The 18,686-nt window shown below is 72.7% G+C and carries 18 protein-coding genes; 5 read left to right on the top strand and 13 right to left on the bottom strand.

What is annotated here, in order from left to right; translation table 11 throughout:
- Window positions 1-12 precede the first annotated feature (12 nt).
- The 4 genes from QUG92_RS10085 to QUG92_RS10070 all read right to left on the bottom strand — a co-directional run bounded on the left by QUG92_RS10085 (window position 13) and on the right by QUG92_RS10070 (window position 4,423).
- Complete coding sequence (locus tag QUG92_RS10085) at window positions 13-1,107, bottom strand: hemolysin family protein (RefSeq protein ID WP_223246470.1); 1,095 nt, start codon at window positions 1,105-1,107, stop codon at window positions 13-15.
- Window positions 1,104-2,489: a hemolysin family protein gene (locus QUG92_RS10080; RefSeq protein WP_289458910.1), complete on the bottom strand. Its 1,386-nt coding sequence runs from the start codon at window positions 2,487-2,489 to the stop codon at window positions 1,104-1,106. The genes QUG92_RS10085 and QUG92_RS10080 overlap by 4 nt, the downstream gene beginning before the upstream one ends.
- A 216-nt stretch (window positions 2,490-2,705) precedes the next feature.
- Window positions 2,706-3,788, bottom strand: a complete 1,083-nt coding sequence (locus QUG92_RS10075) for an NADH:flavin oxidoreductase/NADH oxidase (protein ID WP_182047643.1) — start codon at window positions 3,786-3,788, stop codon at window positions 2,706-2,708.
- Window positions 3,785-4,423 carry an HAD family hydrolase gene (locus QUG92_RS10070; protein ID WP_289458909.1) on the bottom strand — a complete coding sequence of 213 codons (639 nt, stop codon included), beginning with the start codon at window positions 4,421-4,423 and terminating at the stop codon, window positions 3,785-3,787. Before QUG92_RS10070 ends, QUG92_RS10075 begins: the two co-directional genes overlap by 4 nt.
- Window positions 4,424-4,447: 24 nt before the next feature.
- On the opposite strand from QUG92_RS10070, the gene QUG92_RS10065 reads away from it, so the two are divergent.
- On the top strand, window positions 4,448-5,308 hold the full coding sequence (locus QUG92_RS10065; RefSeq protein ID WP_289458908.1) for an ADP-dependent NAD(P)H-hydrate dehydratase: 861 nt from the start codon (window positions 4,448-4,450) through the stop codon (window positions 5,306-5,308).
- 229 nt (window positions 5,309-5,537) lie between these two features.
- Here the strand turns inward: QUG92_RS10065 and QUG92_RS10060 are convergent, their stop codons facing one another.
- Window positions 5,538-6,251: a YceI family protein gene (locus QUG92_RS10060; RefSeq protein ID WP_182047640.1), complete on the bottom strand. Its 714-nt coding sequence runs from the start codon at window positions 6,249-6,251 to the stop codon at window positions 5,538-5,540.
- A 61-nt stretch (window positions 6,252-6,312) separates the two neighbouring features.
- Here QUG92_RS10060 and QUG92_RS10055 point away from each other — a divergent pair, with 61 nt between their 5' ends.
- Window positions 6,313-7,590 (top strand): hypothetical protein, encoded by a 1,278-nt coding sequence (locus QUG92_RS10055; RefSeq protein WP_289458907.1) that lies wholly within the window; start codon window positions 6,313-6,315, stop codon window positions 7,588-7,590.
- Window positions 7,587-7,895 (top strand): thiamine-binding protein, encoded by a 309-nt coding sequence (locus QUG92_RS10050; RefSeq protein ID WP_182047638.1) that lies wholly within the window; start codon window positions 7,587-7,589, stop codon window positions 7,893-7,895. The genes QUG92_RS10055 and QUG92_RS10050 overlap by 4 nt, the downstream gene beginning before the upstream one ends.
- A gap of 70 nt (window positions 7,896-7,965) precedes the next feature.
- Here the strand turns inward: QUG92_RS10050 and QUG92_RS10045 are convergent, their stop codons facing one another.
- Window positions 7,966-8,145 (bottom strand): hypothetical protein, encoded by a 180-nt coding sequence (locus QUG92_RS10045; protein ID WP_069710712.1) that lies wholly within the window; start codon window positions 8,143-8,145, stop codon window positions 7,966-7,968.
- Window positions 8,146-8,308: 163 nt separating this feature from the next.
- Here QUG92_RS10045 and QUG92_RS10040 point away from each other — a divergent pair, with 163 nt between their 5' ends.
- The gene (locus QUG92_RS10040; RefSeq protein WP_182047637.1) at window positions 8,309-8,488 is read left to right on the top strand and encodes a hypothetical protein; all 180 of its coding nucleotides are present in this window, start codon (window positions 8,309-8,311) and stop codon (window positions 8,486-8,488) included.
- 30 nt (window positions 8,489-8,518) lie between these two features.
- Here the strand turns inward: QUG92_RS10040 and QUG92_RS10035 are convergent, their stop codons facing one another.
- Window positions 8,519-9,514, bottom strand: coding sequence for an AraC family transcriptional regulator (locus QUG92_RS10035; protein ID WP_289458906.1), 996 nt, complete (start codon window positions 9,512-9,514; stop codon window positions 8,519-8,521).
- A 382-nt stretch (window positions 9,515-9,896) separates the two neighbouring features.
- Here QUG92_RS10035 and QUG92_RS10030 point away from each other — a divergent pair, with 382 nt between their 5' ends.
- Entirely contained in the window at window positions 9,897-11,162 is a 1,266-nt protein-coding gene (locus tag QUG92_RS10030) for an MFS transporter (RefSeq protein WP_289458904.1), read from the top strand.
- Between the two features lie 116 nt (window positions 11,163-11,278).
- Here the strand turns inward: QUG92_RS10030 and QUG92_RS10025 are convergent, their stop codons facing one another.
- From QUG92_RS10025 to QUG92_RS10000, 6 genes are all read right to left on the bottom strand, one after another.
- Window positions 11,279-11,950 (bottom strand): response regulator, encoded by a 672-nt coding sequence (locus QUG92_RS10025; RefSeq protein WP_069710716.1) that lies wholly within the window; start codon window positions 11,948-11,950, stop codon window positions 11,279-11,281.
- A 194-nt stretch (window positions 11,951-12,144) separates the two neighbouring features.
- On the bottom strand, window positions 12,145-13,467 hold the full coding sequence (locus tag QUG92_RS10020; protein ID WP_289458903.1) for a hypothetical protein: 1,323 nt from the start codon (window positions 13,465-13,467) through the stop codon (window positions 12,145-12,147).
- Complete coding sequence (locus QUG92_RS10015) at window positions 13,464-14,621, bottom strand: sensor histidine kinase (protein ID WP_182047583.1); 1,158 nt, start codon at window positions 14,619-14,621, stop codon at window positions 13,464-13,466. Before QUG92_RS10015 ends, QUG92_RS10020 begins: the two co-directional genes overlap by 4 nt.
- A gap of 176 nt (window positions 14,622-14,797) precedes the next feature.
- The gene (gene metX / locus QUG92_RS10010) at window positions 14,798-15,997 is read right to left on the bottom strand and encodes a homoserine O-acetyltransferase MetX (RefSeq protein ID WP_182047582.1); all 1,200 of its coding nucleotides are present in this window, start codon (window positions 15,995-15,997) and stop codon (window positions 14,798-14,800) included.
- A gap of 73 nt (window positions 15,998-16,070) precedes the next feature.
- Window positions 16,071-17,402, bottom strand: coding sequence for a bifunctional o-acetylhomoserine/o-acetylserine sulfhydrylase (locus QUG92_RS10005; RefSeq protein ID WP_289458902.1), 1,332 nt, complete (start codon window positions 17,400-17,402; stop codon window positions 16,071-16,073).
- A 168-nt stretch (window positions 17,403-17,570) separates the two neighbouring features.
- The gene (locus tag QUG92_RS10000; RefSeq protein WP_289458901.1) at window positions 17,571-18,668 is read right to left on the bottom strand and encodes an acyltransferase family protein; all 1,098 of its coding nucleotides are present in this window, start codon (window positions 18,666-18,668) and stop codon (window positions 17,571-17,573) included.
- Between the last annotated feature and the right edge of the window lie 18 nt (window positions 18,669-18,686).

Below are 18,686 nucleotides of genomic sequence, written 5' to 3'. Positions count from 1 at the left end.
ACGTGGCGGGGTCTACCGCCGTCGGGTCGCGTCCTCGACGGTGCCGACGAGTTCCTCGAGGATGTCCTCGAGGAACAGCACGCCGACGGTGCGGCCGTCCGCGTCGAACGCCCGCGCCACGTGCCGCCCGGCTGCCCGCATGGTCGCCAGGGCGTCCTCGAGGTCCATGTCCGTGTACAGCGAGATGAGCTGCCGGATGCGCTTCGGCGGGACCGGCACGTCGAACTCGTCCGGTCGCAGGTCGATGACGTCCTTGACGTGCACGTAGCCCGTCGGGTCGCCGTCCTCGGCCACGAGGACGTACCGCGAGAAGCCGCGCTGGGCGACGGCCCGCTCGACGTCCTCGGGGGTGGCGTCCTCCGGCAGGGTGACGAGGTCCGACATCGGCACGGCGACGTCGCGGACCTTCTTCTCCGTGAACTCGAACGCCATCGCGAGCTTGCCGTCGTCGGTCAGGGTGCCCTCGCGACGCGACTGCTCGACGATCGTCTGGACCTCCTCGACCGTGAAGGCGCTGACGGCCTCGTCCTTCGGCTCGACCTTGAACAGCCGCAGGACGCCGTTCGCGACCGAGTTGAGGCCGACGACGACCCAGTGCAGGCCGTGGCCGATGTACCAGAGCGCCGGGACGAGCACGAGCGCGGCGCGGTCCGGCATCGAGAACGAGATGTTCTTCGGGACCATCTCGCCGAACACCACGTGCAGGAACGACACGAGCAGCAGCGTGAAGACGAACGCGACGATGCCGATGACCTCGACGCTCCAGCCGGTGAGGCCGAGCGGGACCTCGAGCAGGTGGTGGATCGCCGGCTCCGACACGTTCAGGATGAGGAGCGAGCAGACCGTGATGCCGAGCTGCGTGGTGGCGAGCATGCGCGTGGCGTGCTCCATCGCCCAGAGCGTCATCTGCGCCGCCTTCGACCCGGCCTCGGCGCGCGGCTCGATCTGCGACCGTCGGGCCGAGATCACGGCGAACTCCGCGGCGACGAAGAACGCGTTGCCGAGCAGCAGGACGACGAGCCAGAAGATGCCCCACCAGTCGGAACCGGCGGGACCGGACTCACCGGCGGCGAGGACCAGGCCGTCGTGCACGGACGCGGCGCTCATCGGGAGCCTTCCTTCGTGGCGGGGATGATGATCCCGGTGGCCGGGCGCTGCGCGGTGGCGGTGCTGCCGGTCGGCGTCGGGTCGGGGTGGGTCGGGGTCCAGCGGATGCGGTCGACACGGCGACCGTCGAGGCGTTCGACGCGGAACACGCCGTCCTCGAGGGCGACCTCGTCGCCGACGACGGGCAGTCGACCGAGCGTCGACATCACGAAGCCGCCGACGGTCTCGTACGGGCCGTCCTCGGGGACGGTGACGCCCGCGCGGTCGGCCAGTTCGTCGGGGCGGAGCAGGCCCGGGAACGTCAGCCACCCGCGCGACCGGACGACGTCGATGCGCGCGCGGTCGTGCTCGTCGGACACCTCGCCGACGATCTCCTCGACGAGGTCCTCGAGCGTGACGACCCCGGCGGTGCCGCCGTACTCGTCGACGACGATCACCATCTGGTAGCCGCGGCTGCGGACCTCGGCGAGCAGGGTGTCGCCCGGCATCGTCTCGGGGACGCGCTCCGCCTCGGTCATGAGCGCGCCGACCGGCACCTCCGGGCGCTTCTCGCGCGGGACCGCGACGGCCTGCTTGACGTGCACGATGCCGACGACGTCGTCCGCGTCCTCCTCGATGACCGGGAAGCGGCTGAAGCCGGTGCGGCGGGCGAGGGCGACGACTTCCTCGGCCGACTCGGACACGCGGATCGTGGAGAGCCGCGGGCGCGGCGTCATCACGTCGCTGGCGCTCAGCTCGGAGAACGCGATGGTGCGCTGCAGCAGCGTCGCGGTGTCCTGTTCGAGCGACCCCTCGGACGCCGAGCGGCGCAGCAGGGAGCTGAGCTCCTCGGCGCTCCGGGCCCCGGACAGCTCCTCCTGGGGCTCGATGCCCATCGAGCGGAGGACGGCGTTCGCGGTGCCGTTGAGCAGGGCCACGGCGGGCTTGAACACGGTGGTGAACGCGATCTGCAGCGGGACCACGAGCTTCGCGGTCTGCAGGGGGAGCGCGAGCGCGAAGTTCTTCGGCACGAGCTCACCGAGGATCATCGACAGCAGCGTCGCGATGACGAGCGCGACGATCGAGCCGACGGTCTCGACGATCGCCTCGGGCAGGTCGAGCGCGAGGAACGGGGCCTCGAGCAGCGTCGCGATCGACGGCTCCAGCAGGTAGCCCGTGAGCAGGGTCGTCAGCGTGATGCCGAGCTGGGCGCTCGACAGGTGCGTCGAGGTGACCTTCAGCGCGCCGATGACGGGGGACAGGCCGGACTCGCCGCGGTCGCGTCGGGCCTCGACCTCGGCGCGGTCGAGGTTGACGAGCGCGAACTCCGAGGCGACGAACACGCCGGTGCCGAGGGTCAGCAGGATGCCGCCGACCAGCATGACGACGTCGATGGGACTCATTCTCCACCTCCCGACGCAGGGGAGGAGGGGCTGCTCACCGAGTGAGCGCCGGATGAGTGGGAAGGCGAAGAGGAATTCGGAGGATCGTCCACAGTGAGGAACATGGTAGCGGCTGGAGGCAGGGGAAGCCGAGAGGACGTACAGGAGCCGACCCGCGCCTCCCGCCCGGTGCGGTGAACGCGGACGGGAGGCACGGGTCGCGCCGCGCGGACCGGCCTACGCCGTGACGCGGGCCCGGTGGTACTGCTGCGGTTCGTAGTCGAGGGCGACGCCGAGCTCGGCGGCCGCGCGCAGGGCGAATGACGGGTCGCGGAGGAACTCGCGCCCGACCATGACGACGTCGGCCTGCCCGGTCGCCACGACCTGCTCGGCCTGGAACGCGGTGGAGATCATCCCGACCGCGATCGTGCCGATGCCGGCCTCGCGGCGGACGGTCTCGGCGAAGGGCACCTGGTAGCCGGGTCCGACCGGGATCGCCGCCCGCGCGACGTTGCCGCCGGTCGAGACGTCGGCGAGGTCGGCGCCGTGTTCGGCGGCCCAGCGGGCGACCTGCACGACCTCGTCGACCGTCAGGCCGCCGTCGGTCCAGTCGGTCGCCGAGAAGCGGACCACCACCGGGAAGCCCTCGCCGACCTCGGCGCGGACCGCGTCGACCGTCTCGAGGAGCGCACGTGCGCGGTTCTCGAGCGAGCCGCCGTAGCCGTCCGTCCGGTGGTTGCTCAGGGGCGAGAGGAACTGGTGGAGTAGGTAGCCGTGGGCCGCGTGCAGCTCGACGAGGTCGAAGCCGGCCTCGACGGCGCGGCGCGCGGCGGCAGCGAAGGCCAGTGCGACGACGCGGATGTCCTCGGGTTCGAGCTCGCGCGGGGTGGCGTACCCGTCGAAGGCCTCGGCGGACGGGGCGACGGTCTGCCAGCCGCCCTCGGACGCGGGGACGCTGCCCTGCACGTCGTTCCACGGGCGGTACGTCGAGGCCTTGCGCCCGGCGTGCGCGAGCTGGATGCCCGCGGCGGCGCCCTGCGCGTGCAGGAAGTCGACGATCGGCCGGAAGGCGTCGCGCTGCTCGTCGTTCCACAGCCCGACGTCCTGCGGCGTGATCCGGCCCTCGGGCACGACGCCCGCGGCCTCGACCACCACCGCGCCCGCGCCGCCCTTGGCGAACCCGCCGAGGTGCACGAGGTGCCACGCCGTCGGGACCCCGTCCTGCTGCTCGACCGAGTACTGGCACATCGGCGAGACCCAGAGTCGGTTGCGGACGGTGAGGTCGCGGATCGTGATGGGTTCGAACAGGGCGTGCGTCACGCGGGTGCTCCTTCGGCGGTCCGTGCCGCCAGCTCCTGCAGGAAGGTCCGCAGCGCGGTCGGCGACGTGTAGTGGTGGCCGACCGCCCCGATCGCGTCCGCGCCGGCGGCGTTCTCGGCCCTGTTGTCGACGAACACCATCTGCTCGGGCGTGATTCCCAGCCGCTCGCACGTGGTGCGGTAGACGGACGGGTCGGGCTTGAGGACGTGCTCCTCGGCACTCACGACGACCGTCTCGAACAGCGAGCCCATCGGCGATCGCCGGTACGGGTCCCCGAAGTCGAAGCCGGCGTTCGAGAGCATCGCCAGGCGCGTACCGGCGTCGTGGAGCTCCTCCACCACCGCCAGGGTCTCCGGCTCGACCTCGAACCACCCCGTGAAGTCGACCGCCCAGAAGCGGTGGACGTCGGTGACCGTCCAGCTGCGCCCGGTCCGGGCACCGATGGCCCGCCAGTAGTCGAGGACCGACAGGTCGCCGCGGTCCAGGTCGTGCCGGAGCTCCTGGTAGACGGGCAGCAGCTCGTCGGCCGGCACCCCGGTCATCGCGACGAGGGTGTCCCACGCGCCGTGCGGTGTCCTGCTGATCACCTCGCCGTAGTCGAAGACCACCACGCGACCGGGCAGGAACAGGCTCATGCGCTCCACCGTAACGTGGCGGTCGTGAACGACTCCGTCCCCTTCGCCCCCGCCGACGCCGCCGCCTGGACCACCGCCCCGCACGGCGAGTCCACCAAGTACCGACGCGGGGTCCTCGGCGTCGCGACCGGCTCGGACCGCTACCCCGGCGCCGCCGTCATGGGCGTCGACGCCGCCGTCCACACCGGCGTCGGGATGGTCCGGTACGTCGGTCCCGCACGGGCGACCGACCACGTGCTGAGCCGTCGACCCGAGGTGGTCTCGGGCACGGGTCGCGTGCAGGCATGGCTCGTCGGGTCGGGGATCTCCGCCGGGTCGCTCGGCGAGCTCGACCCGGCGACGGCGGCGGCGTTCGGGCATGCCTCCGACGACGGGGTCCCCGTCGTGGTCGACGCCGGCGCGATCCCGCTCGTCGACCTCGGGCCGCTCGCGGTGCTGACCCCGCACGCGGGGGAGCTCGCGCCCGTGCTCGACACCTCGCGCGAGGACGTCGAGGCGGACCCGGCGGCAGCGGCGCTCCGCGCGGCCGAGCGCACCGGGAGCGTCGTCCTCCTGAAGGGGTCGGCGACGCACGTGGCGACCCCGGACGGCTCGGTGCGGCTCGTGGCGACCTCGGCGACGCCGTGGCTCGCCGCCGCGGGGGCCGGTGACGTGCTCGGCGGGGTGCTCGGTGCACTCGTGGCGACGCGGCAGGGCTCCGCGGAGGCCGACGGCTCGTCGCTCTCGCCGTCGGACCTGGCGCACCTCGCCGCGACGGCTGCGGTCGTGCACGGACTCGCGGCACGCCGGGCGTCCCGCGGCGGGCCGTTCACGATGACGGCGCTGATCGAGCAGCTGCCCGGTGTGGTGCGGGACCTCGTCGTCGAGGGCGACGCGCGGGGGTAGCCGGCGGGGCGGTGTGCGGCGCAGGGTCTGCGACGTCGCGCGCGTCGATCGACACGTGCGGTGTCGCACGGTGCGTCTGCACATGGTTCGTGCGCATGGTCCGACGTGACACGCGTCGATCGACGCGTGCCGTGTCGTGTCGGTGTCCGCTCACCGGACGGGAGGCGCGGGGCGGACCCGTGACGCGCCTCCCGTCCGGCGGTGGGTCGCGTCGGGACGCGGGGTCGCGTCAGGAGGCGGGGGTCGCGTGCACCAGGAACTCGACCGCGCCGGCGTCGTCGACCTTGACGAAGCCGAGGTCGGGCGCCTGCACGCCGAAGTCCGAGAACGTGATCGGCACCGACCCGGACACGTCGACGCCGTCGCCGCTCAGGCCGACCTGGAGCTCGGCCCGGACGGCCTTGGTGACGCCGTGCAGGGTCAGCTCGCCGGACGCCTCGACGGTCGTCGTGCCCGAGCCGCTCGGCACGGCGTCCGCGACCGGCTCGGTGAGGGTGAACGTCGCCTCGGGGAAGGCCGCGACGTCGAGGGCGGAGTCGCGGAAGTAGGAGTCGCGCTGCGCCGAGTCGGTGGCGATGTCCGCGACCTGCACCGTGACGGTCGCCGCGGTGATCGCGCTGCCGTCGACCGTCGCGGAACCGCTGACGCTGTCCGTCCGACCGGTGACGGTGACGTCGGAGCCGTTGAGGACCTCGTGCACGCGGTACCCGGCCTCCGAGTCACCGCCGATCGCCCAGTCGCCGGACAGGTCCGCGGCGTCGAGGGTGGACGGGGCGCGGCTGGCGGCGACGGAGGGTGCCGCCGACGCCTTCGCGTTCTCGTTCGACGAGTACACGTTCGTCCCGACGGCGACGCCGACGACGGCGAGCACGGCGACGACGAGGACGACACCGGCCCAGACGAGGGGCTTGCGGCTGCGGGGGCGCTGCGGTTCGGAGGTCACGAGCAGAACGGTGACACGTCCTCCTCAGGAGTGGCTGGCAGTTCCCCGCTACGCTCGTCCGGTGCAGAGGTCCCGGTGGGTCGGCGTCGTCGGGTTCGCCCTGGCGTTCCTGCTCGTGCACGGCCTGCTCTGGTGGCTCGCCACGACCGTGCCGAACCAGCCGTTGGGCGACGTCCTCATCACGTACCGGCGCTGGATCGAGGTCGGGCGCGTCGACCACTCGTGGGTCGGGGTCGACACCGACTGGGTGTACCCGGTGTTCGCGATCGTGCCCATGGCGGCGGCCGCGCTCGGTGGGACGGCCGCGATCGGCACCGGGTGGCTCGCGCTCATGGTGGTGCTCGACGCCGTGGCGTGCGCCTTCCTCTGGCGCTTCCGCGCGTCCGGCGTCCGCGTCGTGTGGTGGTGGCTGCTCTTCTTGCTCGCCCTCGGCCCGATCGCGCTCGGACGCATCGACACCGTGGCGACCGCGCTCGCCCTGGTCGGCGTCGCCTTCGTCGTGACCCGGCCCGCGGTGGCCTCCGCCCTGTTCACCGCCGCCGCGTGGACCAAGGTCTGGCCGGCCGCCCTGGTGGGCGTGCTGCTCCTGCTCCGACGCGGGCACCGTGGGACGGTCGTCGCCGGCGCCGCGGTCGTCACCGGCCTGGTCGTCCTGGTCGACGTGCTCTACGGCGGCGCGCCCCACCTGCTGTCCTTCGTCGGCGAGCAGAGCGACCGTGCGCTGCAGATCGAGGCGCCGCTCGCCACGCCCTTCATGTGGGCGGCGGCGCTCGGCGTGCCGGGCGCAGCGGTGTACTACGACCGCGAGATCCTGACCTTCGAGGTGTCCGGTGCTGGTACCCATGCCGCCGCGGCCCTCTCGACGCCGCTCATGGCCCTGGTCGTGCTCGGCGGGGTGGCTGCCGCACTCCTCGCCGTCCACCGCGGTGCCCGCCGGGCCGAGGTCGGGCCGGTGCTCGCGCTGCTGTTCGTCGCCGCGCTCATCGCCACGAACAAGGTCGGGTCGCCGCAGTACGTCGGCTGGTACGCGGTGCCGGTGGTGTGGGGGCTCGTCGCCGGTCGTCCGAGCGCCCGTCGGTTCCTGCCCGTCGCGATCGGTGTGCTGCCGATGGCCGTGCTGACGCAGGTGATCTACCCCGGCTACTACGACCAGCTGCTCGCGGTCGAGCCGTGGATCGTCCTCGTGCTCACGGTGCGCAACCTGCTCGAGGTCGCGGTGCTCGTCTGGGCGGTCGTCGTCCTGGTGCGCCTCGGGCCTGGGTCCTCGCACCGCCGCGCCGATGCGGGGGAGGCGCGGTCGGCGCGGCGGGACGTCGCCGGGGGCAGGATGGACGCATGATCGTCGCGTTCTCCCTCGCCCCGTCCGGTGGTCCCAGCGCAGCGTCGGACGGCTCCGTGCACGACGCCGTGGCCGCCGCGGTCCGCGTCGTCCGGGAGTCCGGGCTGCCGAACCGCACCTCGTCGATGTTCACCGAGATCGAGGGGGAGTGGGACGAGGTCATGGACGTCGTCAAGCGGGCGACCGAGGCCGTCGCCGCGTACGGCACCCGGGTGTCGCTGGTGCTCAAGGCCGACATCCGCCCCGGGCACACCGGCGAGATCGACGGCAAGCTCGAGCGGCTCGAAGCGGCGCTCGACTCGTAGCGCCGGACTCGTGGCGCTCGGCTCGTGGCGCTCGACTCGTCGCGCACGCCGACCGGCGTCGATCGGCGCGTCAGGGGTACATGCGACCGTTGTTGCGGTCGCGTTCCGCCTGCCGGAGCGCCTCGGCGATCTCGGGGTCGCTCCCGTCGTAGCGACGTGACCGCGAACCGAGGTCGGTCAGGTGGTGCATCCACAGCCACAGGCCCACCGCTGCGAGCACGACGATCCCGGTCACGATCCACCACCCCATGGCGAACAGCGTACGCGAACGAGCGCGTCGAGTGCAGGCACGCTGGGAGGTACGCGACACGCCGGAGGCATCCCGTCGATGTCGGTGGGCGGGTGTCTCATGGTGCGCACCGGGCCGCACTGCGCAGCTCGACCACGGTGACTGCGACAACGAGGAGTGCCACATGATGCACGACGGCTGGTGCCCGGACTGCGACCTGCAGACGGTCGTCATCGACTCCGACGAGCAGGGTGACGGTGCCTGGGCGACCTGCACCGAGTGCGCGGCCGGGTGGGTCCACCGCGACGAGGTGCCCGAGATCGCACCCCGGGCCGCCCGCTCCGTGGAGCGTCGCGCGGCCTGACCGCAGAGTCGCACCCCACCGGCACGACCGTCAGGAACGCCGAGCGCGCCGCAGCGTCTCCGACGGCAGCTCGCCGAACCGCTCTCCGTACGCGCCGGCGAACCTGCTGACGTGCAGGAAGCCCCAGCGCGTGGCGACCTCGGTGACGGTGACGCCGTCGGGGGCCGCGGTGAGCAGGTCCTCGCGGACCCGTTCCAACCGCAGCCGTCGCAGGTACGCCATCGGCGTCGTGTCCAGCGACCGTCGGAATCCCTCCTGGAGGCTCCGGACGCTCGTGCACGCGGCGGCGGCGAGCTCCCCGACGGTCCACGGCCGCGCCAGGTCGTCGCGGAGGAGTTCGACGGCCCAGGACACCGATCGGGCACCGGACCCGCCCCGCGGGACCGCGAGCGCAGCCGAGTGGTCGTGCGGCTGCCCCAGCAGCAGGCTGTGGAGGAACACCTGCTCGAGGGCCCGCACCGCGAGCGGGTGGGCGAGCGGGCCGTCGGACCGCCCGGAGGCCTCCTCGACCAGGCGGAGTGCCTGGGTCACGGCGCGGCCGCCCGCGGTGTCGAGGGCGAACGCGGGGTCGAACTCGATCGGGTCGGACACCGGAGCGTCCAACAGGAGCTCCAGTTCCGTCTGCAGCTCCTGTCGTGGGATCATCACCGCGACCTGTGCGAACCAGTCACTGCAGTCGAGGTCCACCGGGCGCCCCGGCATGAAGACCCCGGCCGTCTGCTCCGAGCCGTGCAGTGCCGGGCCGCCTGCTGTCCGTGCGGTCATCCGTGCCTGCACGGGTACGTCGAGGTGGTACTCGACGGGCTCGGCGGTCCGGATCCGGACGGCCTCGCGGAAGCGCATGTACCCGAAGGTGATCCGTCCGACGCGGAGTGCGTTGAGGTGCATGCGGACGGCGGGGGAGCGGTCCGCCGACTCCACCTGCACGGGGAGGAACACCTCGCTGAGCGCCGCGGTCGCGTCGTCCGCGGTCGTCGTCGCCGCCACGGGGTGGGACGCGAACAGTTCGGCAGGTCGCCCGGTCATGCGGCGACTCTACCCAGTGGGATCCGGTCGACCGAGCGCCGCGTCTCGCACATCGACGGTGTTCCCGCGCTCGGCGGATGGCGATGGGCCCGTGCCGGTGCACGCGGCCGGGTCCCTGCGGTCGGGCAGGCGTCGAATCGATTCGGCCAGTCGCCTTCCGTCGACGGTTTGGAGCGGTCTACACTGCTCTGACCGGGGCACCAGGACGTGGTCCGGTCGTTCGACGCCGAACCGGGCCGTCCCTGCGCGCAGCCGCACCGGGCGATGACCTCGCGCGACGCACGCGGAACGGTCCCCGCGCGTGGTGACACGCGTGCCCGGCCGGTCCGCAGGCCGGCGTTCCGGAACCCAGCTCCGCTCCTCCCGTCAGAGAACAGGTCGCATGACGCTCACCACCCCGACGCAGCGCGCTCTCGCGCTCATCGCCCTCGCGCTCGGCGGCTTCGCCATCGGGTCGACCGAGTTCGTCGCGATGGGACTGCTGCCGAACATCGCCGAGGCGCTCCTGCCGACGCAGTACGTCGCCGACCCGGCAGCCGGCGTCGCGCACGCCGGGTGGCTCGTCAGCGCCTACGCGCTCGGCGTGGTGGTCGGCGCCCCGACCATCGCCGCGATCTCGGCGACCTTCCCGCGCAAGGGCCTGATCCTCGTGCTCCTCGTCGGCTTCGTCGTCGCGACGATCGCGAGCGCGGTCCTGCCGAGCTTCGGCCTCGTGCTCGTCGCCCGGTTCGTGGCCGGGCTGCCCCACGGTGCGTACTTCGGCATCGCGTCGATCGTCGCGGGCGAGATCATGGGTCCGGGCAAGCGCGGCAAGGGCATCGCGATGGTGATGCTCGGGCTGTCGATCGCCAACGTCGTGGGCGTCCCCGCGATCACCTGGATCGGGCAGAACGCCGGCTGGCGGATCGCCTACGGTGTCGTCTCGCTGCTGTTCGTGCTGACGTTCCTCGCCGTCGCCGCCTTCGTGCCGCGCAGCGCCGCCGACGCGCACGCGACCATCGGCCGGGAGCTCCGGGCCTTCCGGTCGCCGCAGGTCTGGATCGTGATGGGCCTCGGGGCCGTCGGGTTCGGCGGGTTCTTCGCGGTCTACTCGTACATCTCGCCGCTCGTGCAGAGCGTGACCGGGCTGCCCGAGTCGGCGGTGCCGCTCGTGCTCGTGGTCGTCGGTCTCGGCATGGTCGTCGGCGGTGTGCTCGGCGGCCACCTCGCCGACCACAGCGTCAAGCGCACGATCTACATCGGCATGCTCGCGCTGATCGGGGCGCTGCTCGTGACCGTCTTCACGGCGCAGTGGGTCTGGGGCGTGTTCCTCGGGGCGTTCCTGCTCGGCGCGACCTCGTCGGCGATCCCGCCGGCGGTGCAGTCGCGGCTCATGGACGTCGCCGGTGACGCGCGCACCATCGCGGCGGCGCTCAACCACTCGGCGTTCAACATCGGCAACTCGCTCGGTGCGGCCCTCGGCGGTGCGGTCATCGCGGCCGGGTTCGGCTTCCTGGCGCCTGCGTGGCTCGGCATCGTGCTCGCGCTGCTCGGGCTGCTCGTCACGATGGTGAGCTACGGCGTCGAACGGCGGACGGACCGGCGAACGGCGCTGCGGTCGTCCTCGCCGTCCACCGGCCCGATCACCGCGCCGGTCCCGACGGTCTGAGCGCCCGGCCGCGGCGACCGGTCGGCGGTAGGCGCGTCCACACGACGGACGGGAGGCCCGTGGCGGTGTCGCCACGGGCCTCCCGTCCGTCGTGTGGTCCGGTACCGGACCGACCGCTACAGCCCGACGGGGCTGCCGTCCTGCACGATGATGCCGTCGGTGATCGCACGCTTCCGCAGCGCGACCTTCGTGCCGACGTCGAAGCCGGCGACGCGGTACTTCTCGCGGATGCGCTTGAGGTAGCTCTTGGCGGTCTCCTCGGAGATGCCGAGCTGGTAGGCGACGCTCTTCACGGGCTCGCCACCGCCGTAGAGCGCCATCACGCGACGCTCCTGCGCGCTGAGCTTCGGGACACCGCCGACGTCGCCGCTGTTGATCGCGAGGTCGAGCTCCGCGGACACGTACTGCTCGCCGCGCTGGGCGGCACGGATCGCCTCGACGATCATGTCGGCGTCCTCGCTCTTGACGAGGTAGCCGAGGGCACCGGAGGCCAGGGCCTCACGGACGACGTTCGGCTCCGAGTACGTGCTCATGACGACGGTCTTGACGCCGGCCGTCTTCAACGTCGAGATCTTCAGCGAGACCGGGATCGAGTCCTTGAGGTCGAGGTCGAGCAGGACCACGTCGACCGGGAACGCGGGGCTCGTGAGGAGCTCCGGCCAGGTGGTCACCGCGGCGACGAGCGTGATGTCGTCCGCGGCGCTGCGGATCCACTCGGTCAGCGCGCCGAGCAGCATCCGGTGGTCGTCGACGAGTGCGAGTCGGATCGGTTCCTCTGGAGTCGCCATCAGGCGTCCTTTCTCGAAGGAGGTGCGGGGCCGATCCTAGGTGGACGGGCCGTTCTGGTCGGGCAGGTGGAGCGGGTGTCCGGCAGATCGGGCCCGGCCGGGCGGTGGTGCGGGTCGTGCGGTGTGACTGGTCGTTCGGTGGTGCCGGTCGTGCTGGTGCTGGTCGTGCTGGTGCCGTGCCGTCGCGGGTCTCGCTACATCGTCGGGTGTCGGTCGACGACGCAGTGGGACACGATGTGGAGGACCCCGTCGCGGACCGAGTCCGTGTAGGGGCCGACGCGCTGCAGCGCACTCCACGCCGTCGGTCCGAGTCGGCGGCGGGGGACCCCGCGGGACTCGAACACGATCGGCACGTCCATCCGCTCGTCGGAGACCGGGTGGCCGTCCGAGCCGATGGGCCCGAGCGTCACGGAGACGACCGGGGAGCCGGGGTGGTTCGGACGGCCGTCCCCGACCATCTGCCAGAGGGCCTGCAGCAGCCCGTCGCGCTGCGCGGGGGTCAGGTGCCCGGCGAGCGACTGCGGGTCGGCGACGCTGACGGAGCGTCCCAGGTGGTCGGACTCGGTGATCGCGTGGTAGAGCCAGGTCTCCCGGCGCCCCTCGATGAGGTGCAGCCGGAGCTCGGTGGCCAGGGACGCGGCGACCGACGCGGAGGCGTCCGAGAGCGGCAGCGGGTCGGAGCCGTTCGCGACGGCGTCGAGGAGCTTCTCCGCGGCCAGGTCGAGGCGGGCCAGTTCGTCCGAGGCGAGCATGCCGACCGCGAACTGCGGCGCCTGCACGTTGCTCTGCACGAGCACCCGGTCGAGTTCGCGCTGGACGAGCTGGCGGAACCGGTGCACGACGTAGAGCGCGAGCGAGGGCGGGACGACCACCAGGGCCAGCAGGGAGACGATCCCGGGCAGCGTGTCCGAGGTGATCGGGGTGGAGAGGACGGCGACGACGGCGAAGGCGAGGCCGAGCACGGCGATCGCGGCCGCGACCTCGCGGGCGGGACGCAGCGCCGCGACCGGGAGCAGTGCGAAGCCCGCGGCGACGGCCGCGCTGACCGAGTGGGCGATGTCGTGCTCGGGGAAGATCCCGATGAAGTCGAGCGTCACGACACAGGCGAGCACGGCGCAGATCAGGCCGAACGCGGTGCCGGTCAGCCGTTCGCCGTAGGTCATCAGGCTCAGCCCGACGCCGACCGCGGCGACCAGGTAGAGGGCCCACGCCGCGGCGGGGAGCCAGGGGTTCGCGTACTCGGGCAGTCGGGCGACGAAGAACACCAGTCCCGCGACGGCCTCGATCGCGGCGAGGACCGCCGCGCCGAGCCCGAGGTAGCCGGCGCCGAGCGAGGCGCCCGGCTTCGCGGCCTGCCGCAGCGACCGCGCGCCCGTCGAGGTCGAGGGGAGTCCGCGGGCCTGACGCCGCTCGCTCCCGCGGTAGCGCTCGCGGGCCTCGCGCCGGGTCCGTGGTGCCTGCTGCACGGTGTCGCCGGGCAGTCCGCGGCTGATGGTGTCCTCGGGGACGCGGGTCATCGGGGTGCCTCCAGGACGACGGTGGTGCCCGATCCCGGGGCGGAGAACAGCTTGGCGTCGCCGCCGACCTCGCGGAGCCGGCTGACCACGCTCTCCTTGAAGCCGAGGCGTTCCGCGCTGACCGCGTCGAGGTCGAAGCCGACGCCGGAGTCCGTCACCATCGCGCGGACGGTCTCCTGGTCGTGCACGATCGTGACGTGCGCCTCGCCGACGCCGGCGTGCCGACGGACGTTCTCCAGGCACTCGCCGAGCGCGAGGAGGAACGCGTCGAGCACGTGCGACGGGAGCAGGACCTGGCCGGTGCCGTGCCAGCTGACCTCGAGCCCCATCCGGCCGAAGCGCTGCTTCACCGACTCGAGGGTCTGTCCGAGGGGGGACTCCTCCTCGCGGGTGAGGGAGTAGTCGCCGGACTGCTGGGGCTGCGGGGTCGCGCCGAGGCGGAGGTGTCGGAGCAGCCTGGCGTCCTCGGCGGCCTGCTCCCGCATGGCCTGCTCGGAGACGCCGACGCCCGAGTGCGCGAGGAGCGTGAGCGTCGCGAGCACGGTGTCGTGGAGGAGGCGTGCGCCCTGCCGGCGCTGTGCCTCGGTCTCGCTGGCCTGGCGTTCGGCGCGGTGGGCGGTGCCGATGCTCATGATGCGCCGGGCGACCCGGGGGATGCTCCGGGCGATCCACACCGACACGACCGCGACGAGCACCCAGCCGAGCACGACCCCGCCGGTCGCACCGGACAGGGGGCCGCCGGACGCCCACGCGACCACGCCGACCGCCGCGACGCCCGCGACGATCGTCATCGCGAGACCGACCGGGGTGCCCCGCTGCGCCATGAGCGGTGCGGACAGCGAACCGGCGGCGAGCGGCACGACGGCACTGGCCACGACGGTCCGCACGTCCGGGTCGGCACCGACGAGCAGGAGCGCGAGGGCGCCCAGCCCGGCGGCGAGCGCGAGGGCGGTCCACCAGACGGATCCGTTCGTGCCGAACACGAGGAGGGCCGCGATGAGGACCGCGACGCAGGCGAGGCCGCCGAGGAGCGGCACGAGGGGGACGGCCAGCGAACTGACGATCCCGACGACGGAGACCAGGGCACACGTGACGCCGACGACACGGGTGGTGGACCGCAGCAAGCGGTCGCGTTCCTGTGCGATGAAGTCCATCGATGTCCTGGTTGGTGACGTCAAGCGGATGTGGAGCGGGTGTTCGGCGGGAAACCGAGCCCCCTTCAGGGGCCTCCGACGACATCATTCCACGAGGGGCACCCGTTGAGGGGTGTTCGGCGCGCTGCGGGATTCGGATGGCTGCGGGATCGTTACCGGGCGGAACCGCCTGCGGCTCAGTCCAGGAGCCGCCGGAGGTGCGCCCCCACCGCCTCGTGCTCGATGAGGAACCCGTCGTGCCCGAACTCGCTCTCGAGCACCGCGGCGCGGTCGCCGTCGAGCGTGTCCGGGACGCCGGCCGCGATCCGGTGCTGGTCCTCGAGCGGGAACAGCCGGTCGCTCGACACCCCGAGCACCAGGGTCCGCGCCGTCACCCGACCGAGTGCCGCCGCGACCCCGCCCCGCCCGGCGCCGACGTCGTGCGAGTCCATCGCGTGGGTGAGGGCGACGTACGACGCGGCGTCGAACCGTCGAGTGAACCGGTTGCCGTGGAAGTCGAGGTAGCTCTCCACCGAGAATCGTCCGTCGTCGCCGAGCGGGGAGACGTCGCTCTGCCACGACCGCGCGAAGCGTCCGTTCAGCTCGTCCGGCGCCCGGTAGGTCATGAGCGCCATCCGTCGCGCGAGGGACAGCCCGCGGTGCGGACCCTCGCCCGCGTCGGCCTCGTGGTGGTCACCGCCGTTGTAGGCGGGATCGGTCTGGATCGCCGCGCGCTGGAGCGAGTTCGCCGCGATCTGGTCGGCCGTCGTCTGCGCGGTCGTCGCGAGGACGGCGAGCCGCTGCACGCGCGACGGGTGCGTGACGGCGAACTCGAGGGCGTGCATGCCGCCCATCGAGCCGCCGACCACCGCCGCGAACACGTCGATGTCGAGGAGGTCGGCCAGCTGCGCCTGCACGGCGACCTGGTCGCGCACGGTGACGAACGGGAACCGCGAGCCCCACTCGACGCCGTCCGGCGCCACGGACGAGGGGCCGGTCGTGCCCTGGCAGCCGCCGAGCACGTTCGGTGCGACGACGAACCACCGGTCGGTGTCGATCGCGCGCCCCGGCCCGACGACGTCCCCCCACCACCCGGCGGTGCGGTGCCCGGGTCCGGGCGGGCCGGCGACGTGGGAGTCGCCGGTCATCGCGTGGAGGACGAGGACCGCGTTGTCCCGCGCTGCGTTCAGCTCGCCCCAGGTCTCGTACGCCACCCGGACCGAGGGGATGCGGCCGCCGCGCACCCACTGCTCGCCGAGCGAGGCGAACCGCCGCGAGCCGGGGTGGTCGCCGGGGCGCCAGGCGCCGGTGGCGGGCGGCTTGCCGAGCGTCCCGAGCTCGGATCCGGGCACGAGGGTGGACGGGACCGAGTCCTCGGGGATCGTCTGCCAGTCCATCGCGTCCAGTCTGCCGGGAGGCGCGCCCCACCTCCGCCGTGTTACGTCACCCCTGCTCCGCCCGGCCGGGGCGTCAGGCGCGCTGGCCCTCCTGCGAGACGGCCCGCGCCGCAGCGAGCCCCGCCTCGAGGTCGGCACGCAGGTCCTCGACGTTCTCGATGCCGACCGACAGCCGCACGAGCCCAGGGGTGACCCCCGTGGTCAACTGCTGCTCGGGCGTCAGCTGCGAGTGGGTCGTCGACGCCGGGTGGATCACGAGCGAGCGCACGTCGCCGATGTTCGCCAGGTGCGAGAACAGCCGCAGCTCGTCGACGAACGCCCGCCCGGCGGACACGCCGCCCTTCAGCTCGAAGGACAGGACCGCACCGACGCCCCGGGGGGCGTACTTCGTCGCCGCGGCGTACCAGGGCGAGGTGGGCAGGCCCGCGTAGGACACCGACGCGACGTCCGGGTGCCGGTCGAGCCACTCGGCGATCTCCTGCGCGTTCGACACGTGCCGCTCGATGCGCAGCGACAGCGTCTCGATGCCCTGCAGCAGTGCGAAGGCGGTGTCCGGCGAGTTCGACGCGCCGAGGTCGCGGAGCAGCTGCACCCGGGCCTTCACGACGTAGGCGAGCTCGTTGCCGACGGCCTGCGCGAACACGGCACCGTGGTACGAGGGGTCGGGGGAGTTGAACTCCGGGAACCGCTCGGCGTGCTCCGACCAGGCGAAGCGGCCGCCGTCGACGATGACGCCGCCGATCACGGTGCCGTGACCGCCGAGGAACTTCGTCGCCGAGTGCACGACGATGTCGGCCCCGTGCTCGAAGGGCCGGATGAGGTACGGCGTCGCGATCGTGTTGTCGACGATGAGCGGCAGCCCGGACTCGTGCGCGACGCTGCTGACGCCAGCGATGTCGAGGACGTTGATGCGCGGGTTGCCGATCGTCTCCGCGAAGAACAGCTTCGTGTTCGGTCGGACGGCGCGGCGCCACTCCTCGAGGTCGTCCTGGTCCTCGACGAAGGTCGTCTCGATGCCGAGCTTCGCGAGCGTGTACTTGAACAGGTTGTACGTGCCGCCGTAGATCGACGACGAGGACACGATGTGGTCGCCGGCACCCGCGATGTTGAGCACCGCGTAGGTCTCCGCCGCCTGGCCGCTCGACACCAGGAGCGCGCCCGTGCCGCCCTCGAGCGCGGCGATCCGCTGCTCGACGACGTCGTTCGTCGGGTTCATGATCCGCGAGTAGATGTTGCCCGGCCGCGCCAGCGCGAAGAGGTCGCGGGCGTGGTCCGAGTCCTCGAACACGTACGAGGTCGTCTTGTAGATCGGCGTCGCCCGCGCGCCCGTCGTCGGGTCGGGCTGCGCGCCGGCGTGGACCTGCGTCGTCTCGAACCGCCAGGCGGCGGCGTCGTTCGTGCTCATCGGTGCTCCTGTCGGGTCCTGGCGGTCGTCGGGTCGCGGGTGCCGGCCGGGAGGCCCGGTGCGGCGCTGCGACGTCCGTCACGGTACGCAGGTGACCGGCCGGGCACCAGCGCGCCCGCCGCACGACGTAACGCGCGCGCCGGACGTGGGCCGCGCCTCCCGTCCGGGTCAGCGGCCGGCGACGTCCCGGCGGAACAGCCAGTCGACCCTCGGCTCGAGCAGCCACCGCATCCCGCGCCGCACGAACGGCTGCGCCAGGAACAGGCTGACCGCGCAGGCGACCGCGACCATGAGGAGCACGTACGGCCAGGCGGAGTGCTCGCCGGCCAGGATCCCGGACTCGCGGATCGGGTAGAGCACGAACGTGTGGAGCAGGTAGACGGACATCGTCGCGGCGCCGAAGCGGGTGATCCAGACCGTGCGGCGGGGGACCAGCAGCAGGAACGACGCCGTCAGCAGCGTCGCCAGCAGCACCAGGCCGAGCCGCACGCCACCCGCCCACCAGGCGTCCTCGCCCAGGCCCGAGTACGAGTCGTCGTAGAAGAACCAGTGGTGCAGGTCGAAGTCCGCGAACTGCGGGATGAAGAGCAGGCACGCCGCGGCCCACGCGGCGAAGACCGCCGCGGCCGCGACGCGGACCCGGACGACGGTGCGCCGCGGGGCCTCGTACCAGCGGTCGAAGACGCCCCACTCCTTGACCTGCCAGCCGAGCAGGAAGAACGGCAGCAGGCTGATCGCGCGACCGAGCGAGAACGTGGAGTCGACGTTGTCGAGGTACCCGACGCCGACGCTCAGCGCCAGGGCCCAGACGAGCGGCCACCGCAGGATCGCCAGGTACGGCAGGATCAGCCGGAAGATCCCGAGCGCGAGCAGGAACCACAGCGTCCAGGTCGGCTTCGTCGGGTTGAACTCCTTGCCGCCCTCGACCACGGCCTGCACCACGGTCCAGATCGTCTGCATGACGATGTACGGCACGACGATGTCCGTGAAGGTCCGACGCATCCGGGCGGCGGTGGGCGTGGCTGCGGACGAGAAGTACCCGCTGATCACGCCGAACGCCGGCATGTGGAAGGCGTAGATGAACGTGTAGAGCGCCAGGGCGTGCTCGCTGCCGGCCGTCTGCCGTTGGATCGCGTGCCCGACGACGACCAGGGTGACCGCGACGAAGCGCGCCGTGTCCCACATCGGGATGCGGCGGGGCGCGCGGCCGGGCTCGAGCGGCGTCGCCGGGGCCGCGGGCGCTGGGGGAGCGGCGTCCGTCGTCATGGTCGGTCACGGTACCGG

This window comes from Curtobacterium citri (assembly GCF_030362955.1).
Taxonomy (GTDB): Bacteria; Actinomycetota; Actinomycetes; order Actinomycetales; family Microbacteriaceae; genus Curtobacterium; species Curtobacterium citri.
The sequence above is the reverse complement of the archived record's forward strand: the minus strand, read 5'-3'. Positions and strand labels throughout refer to the sequence as shown.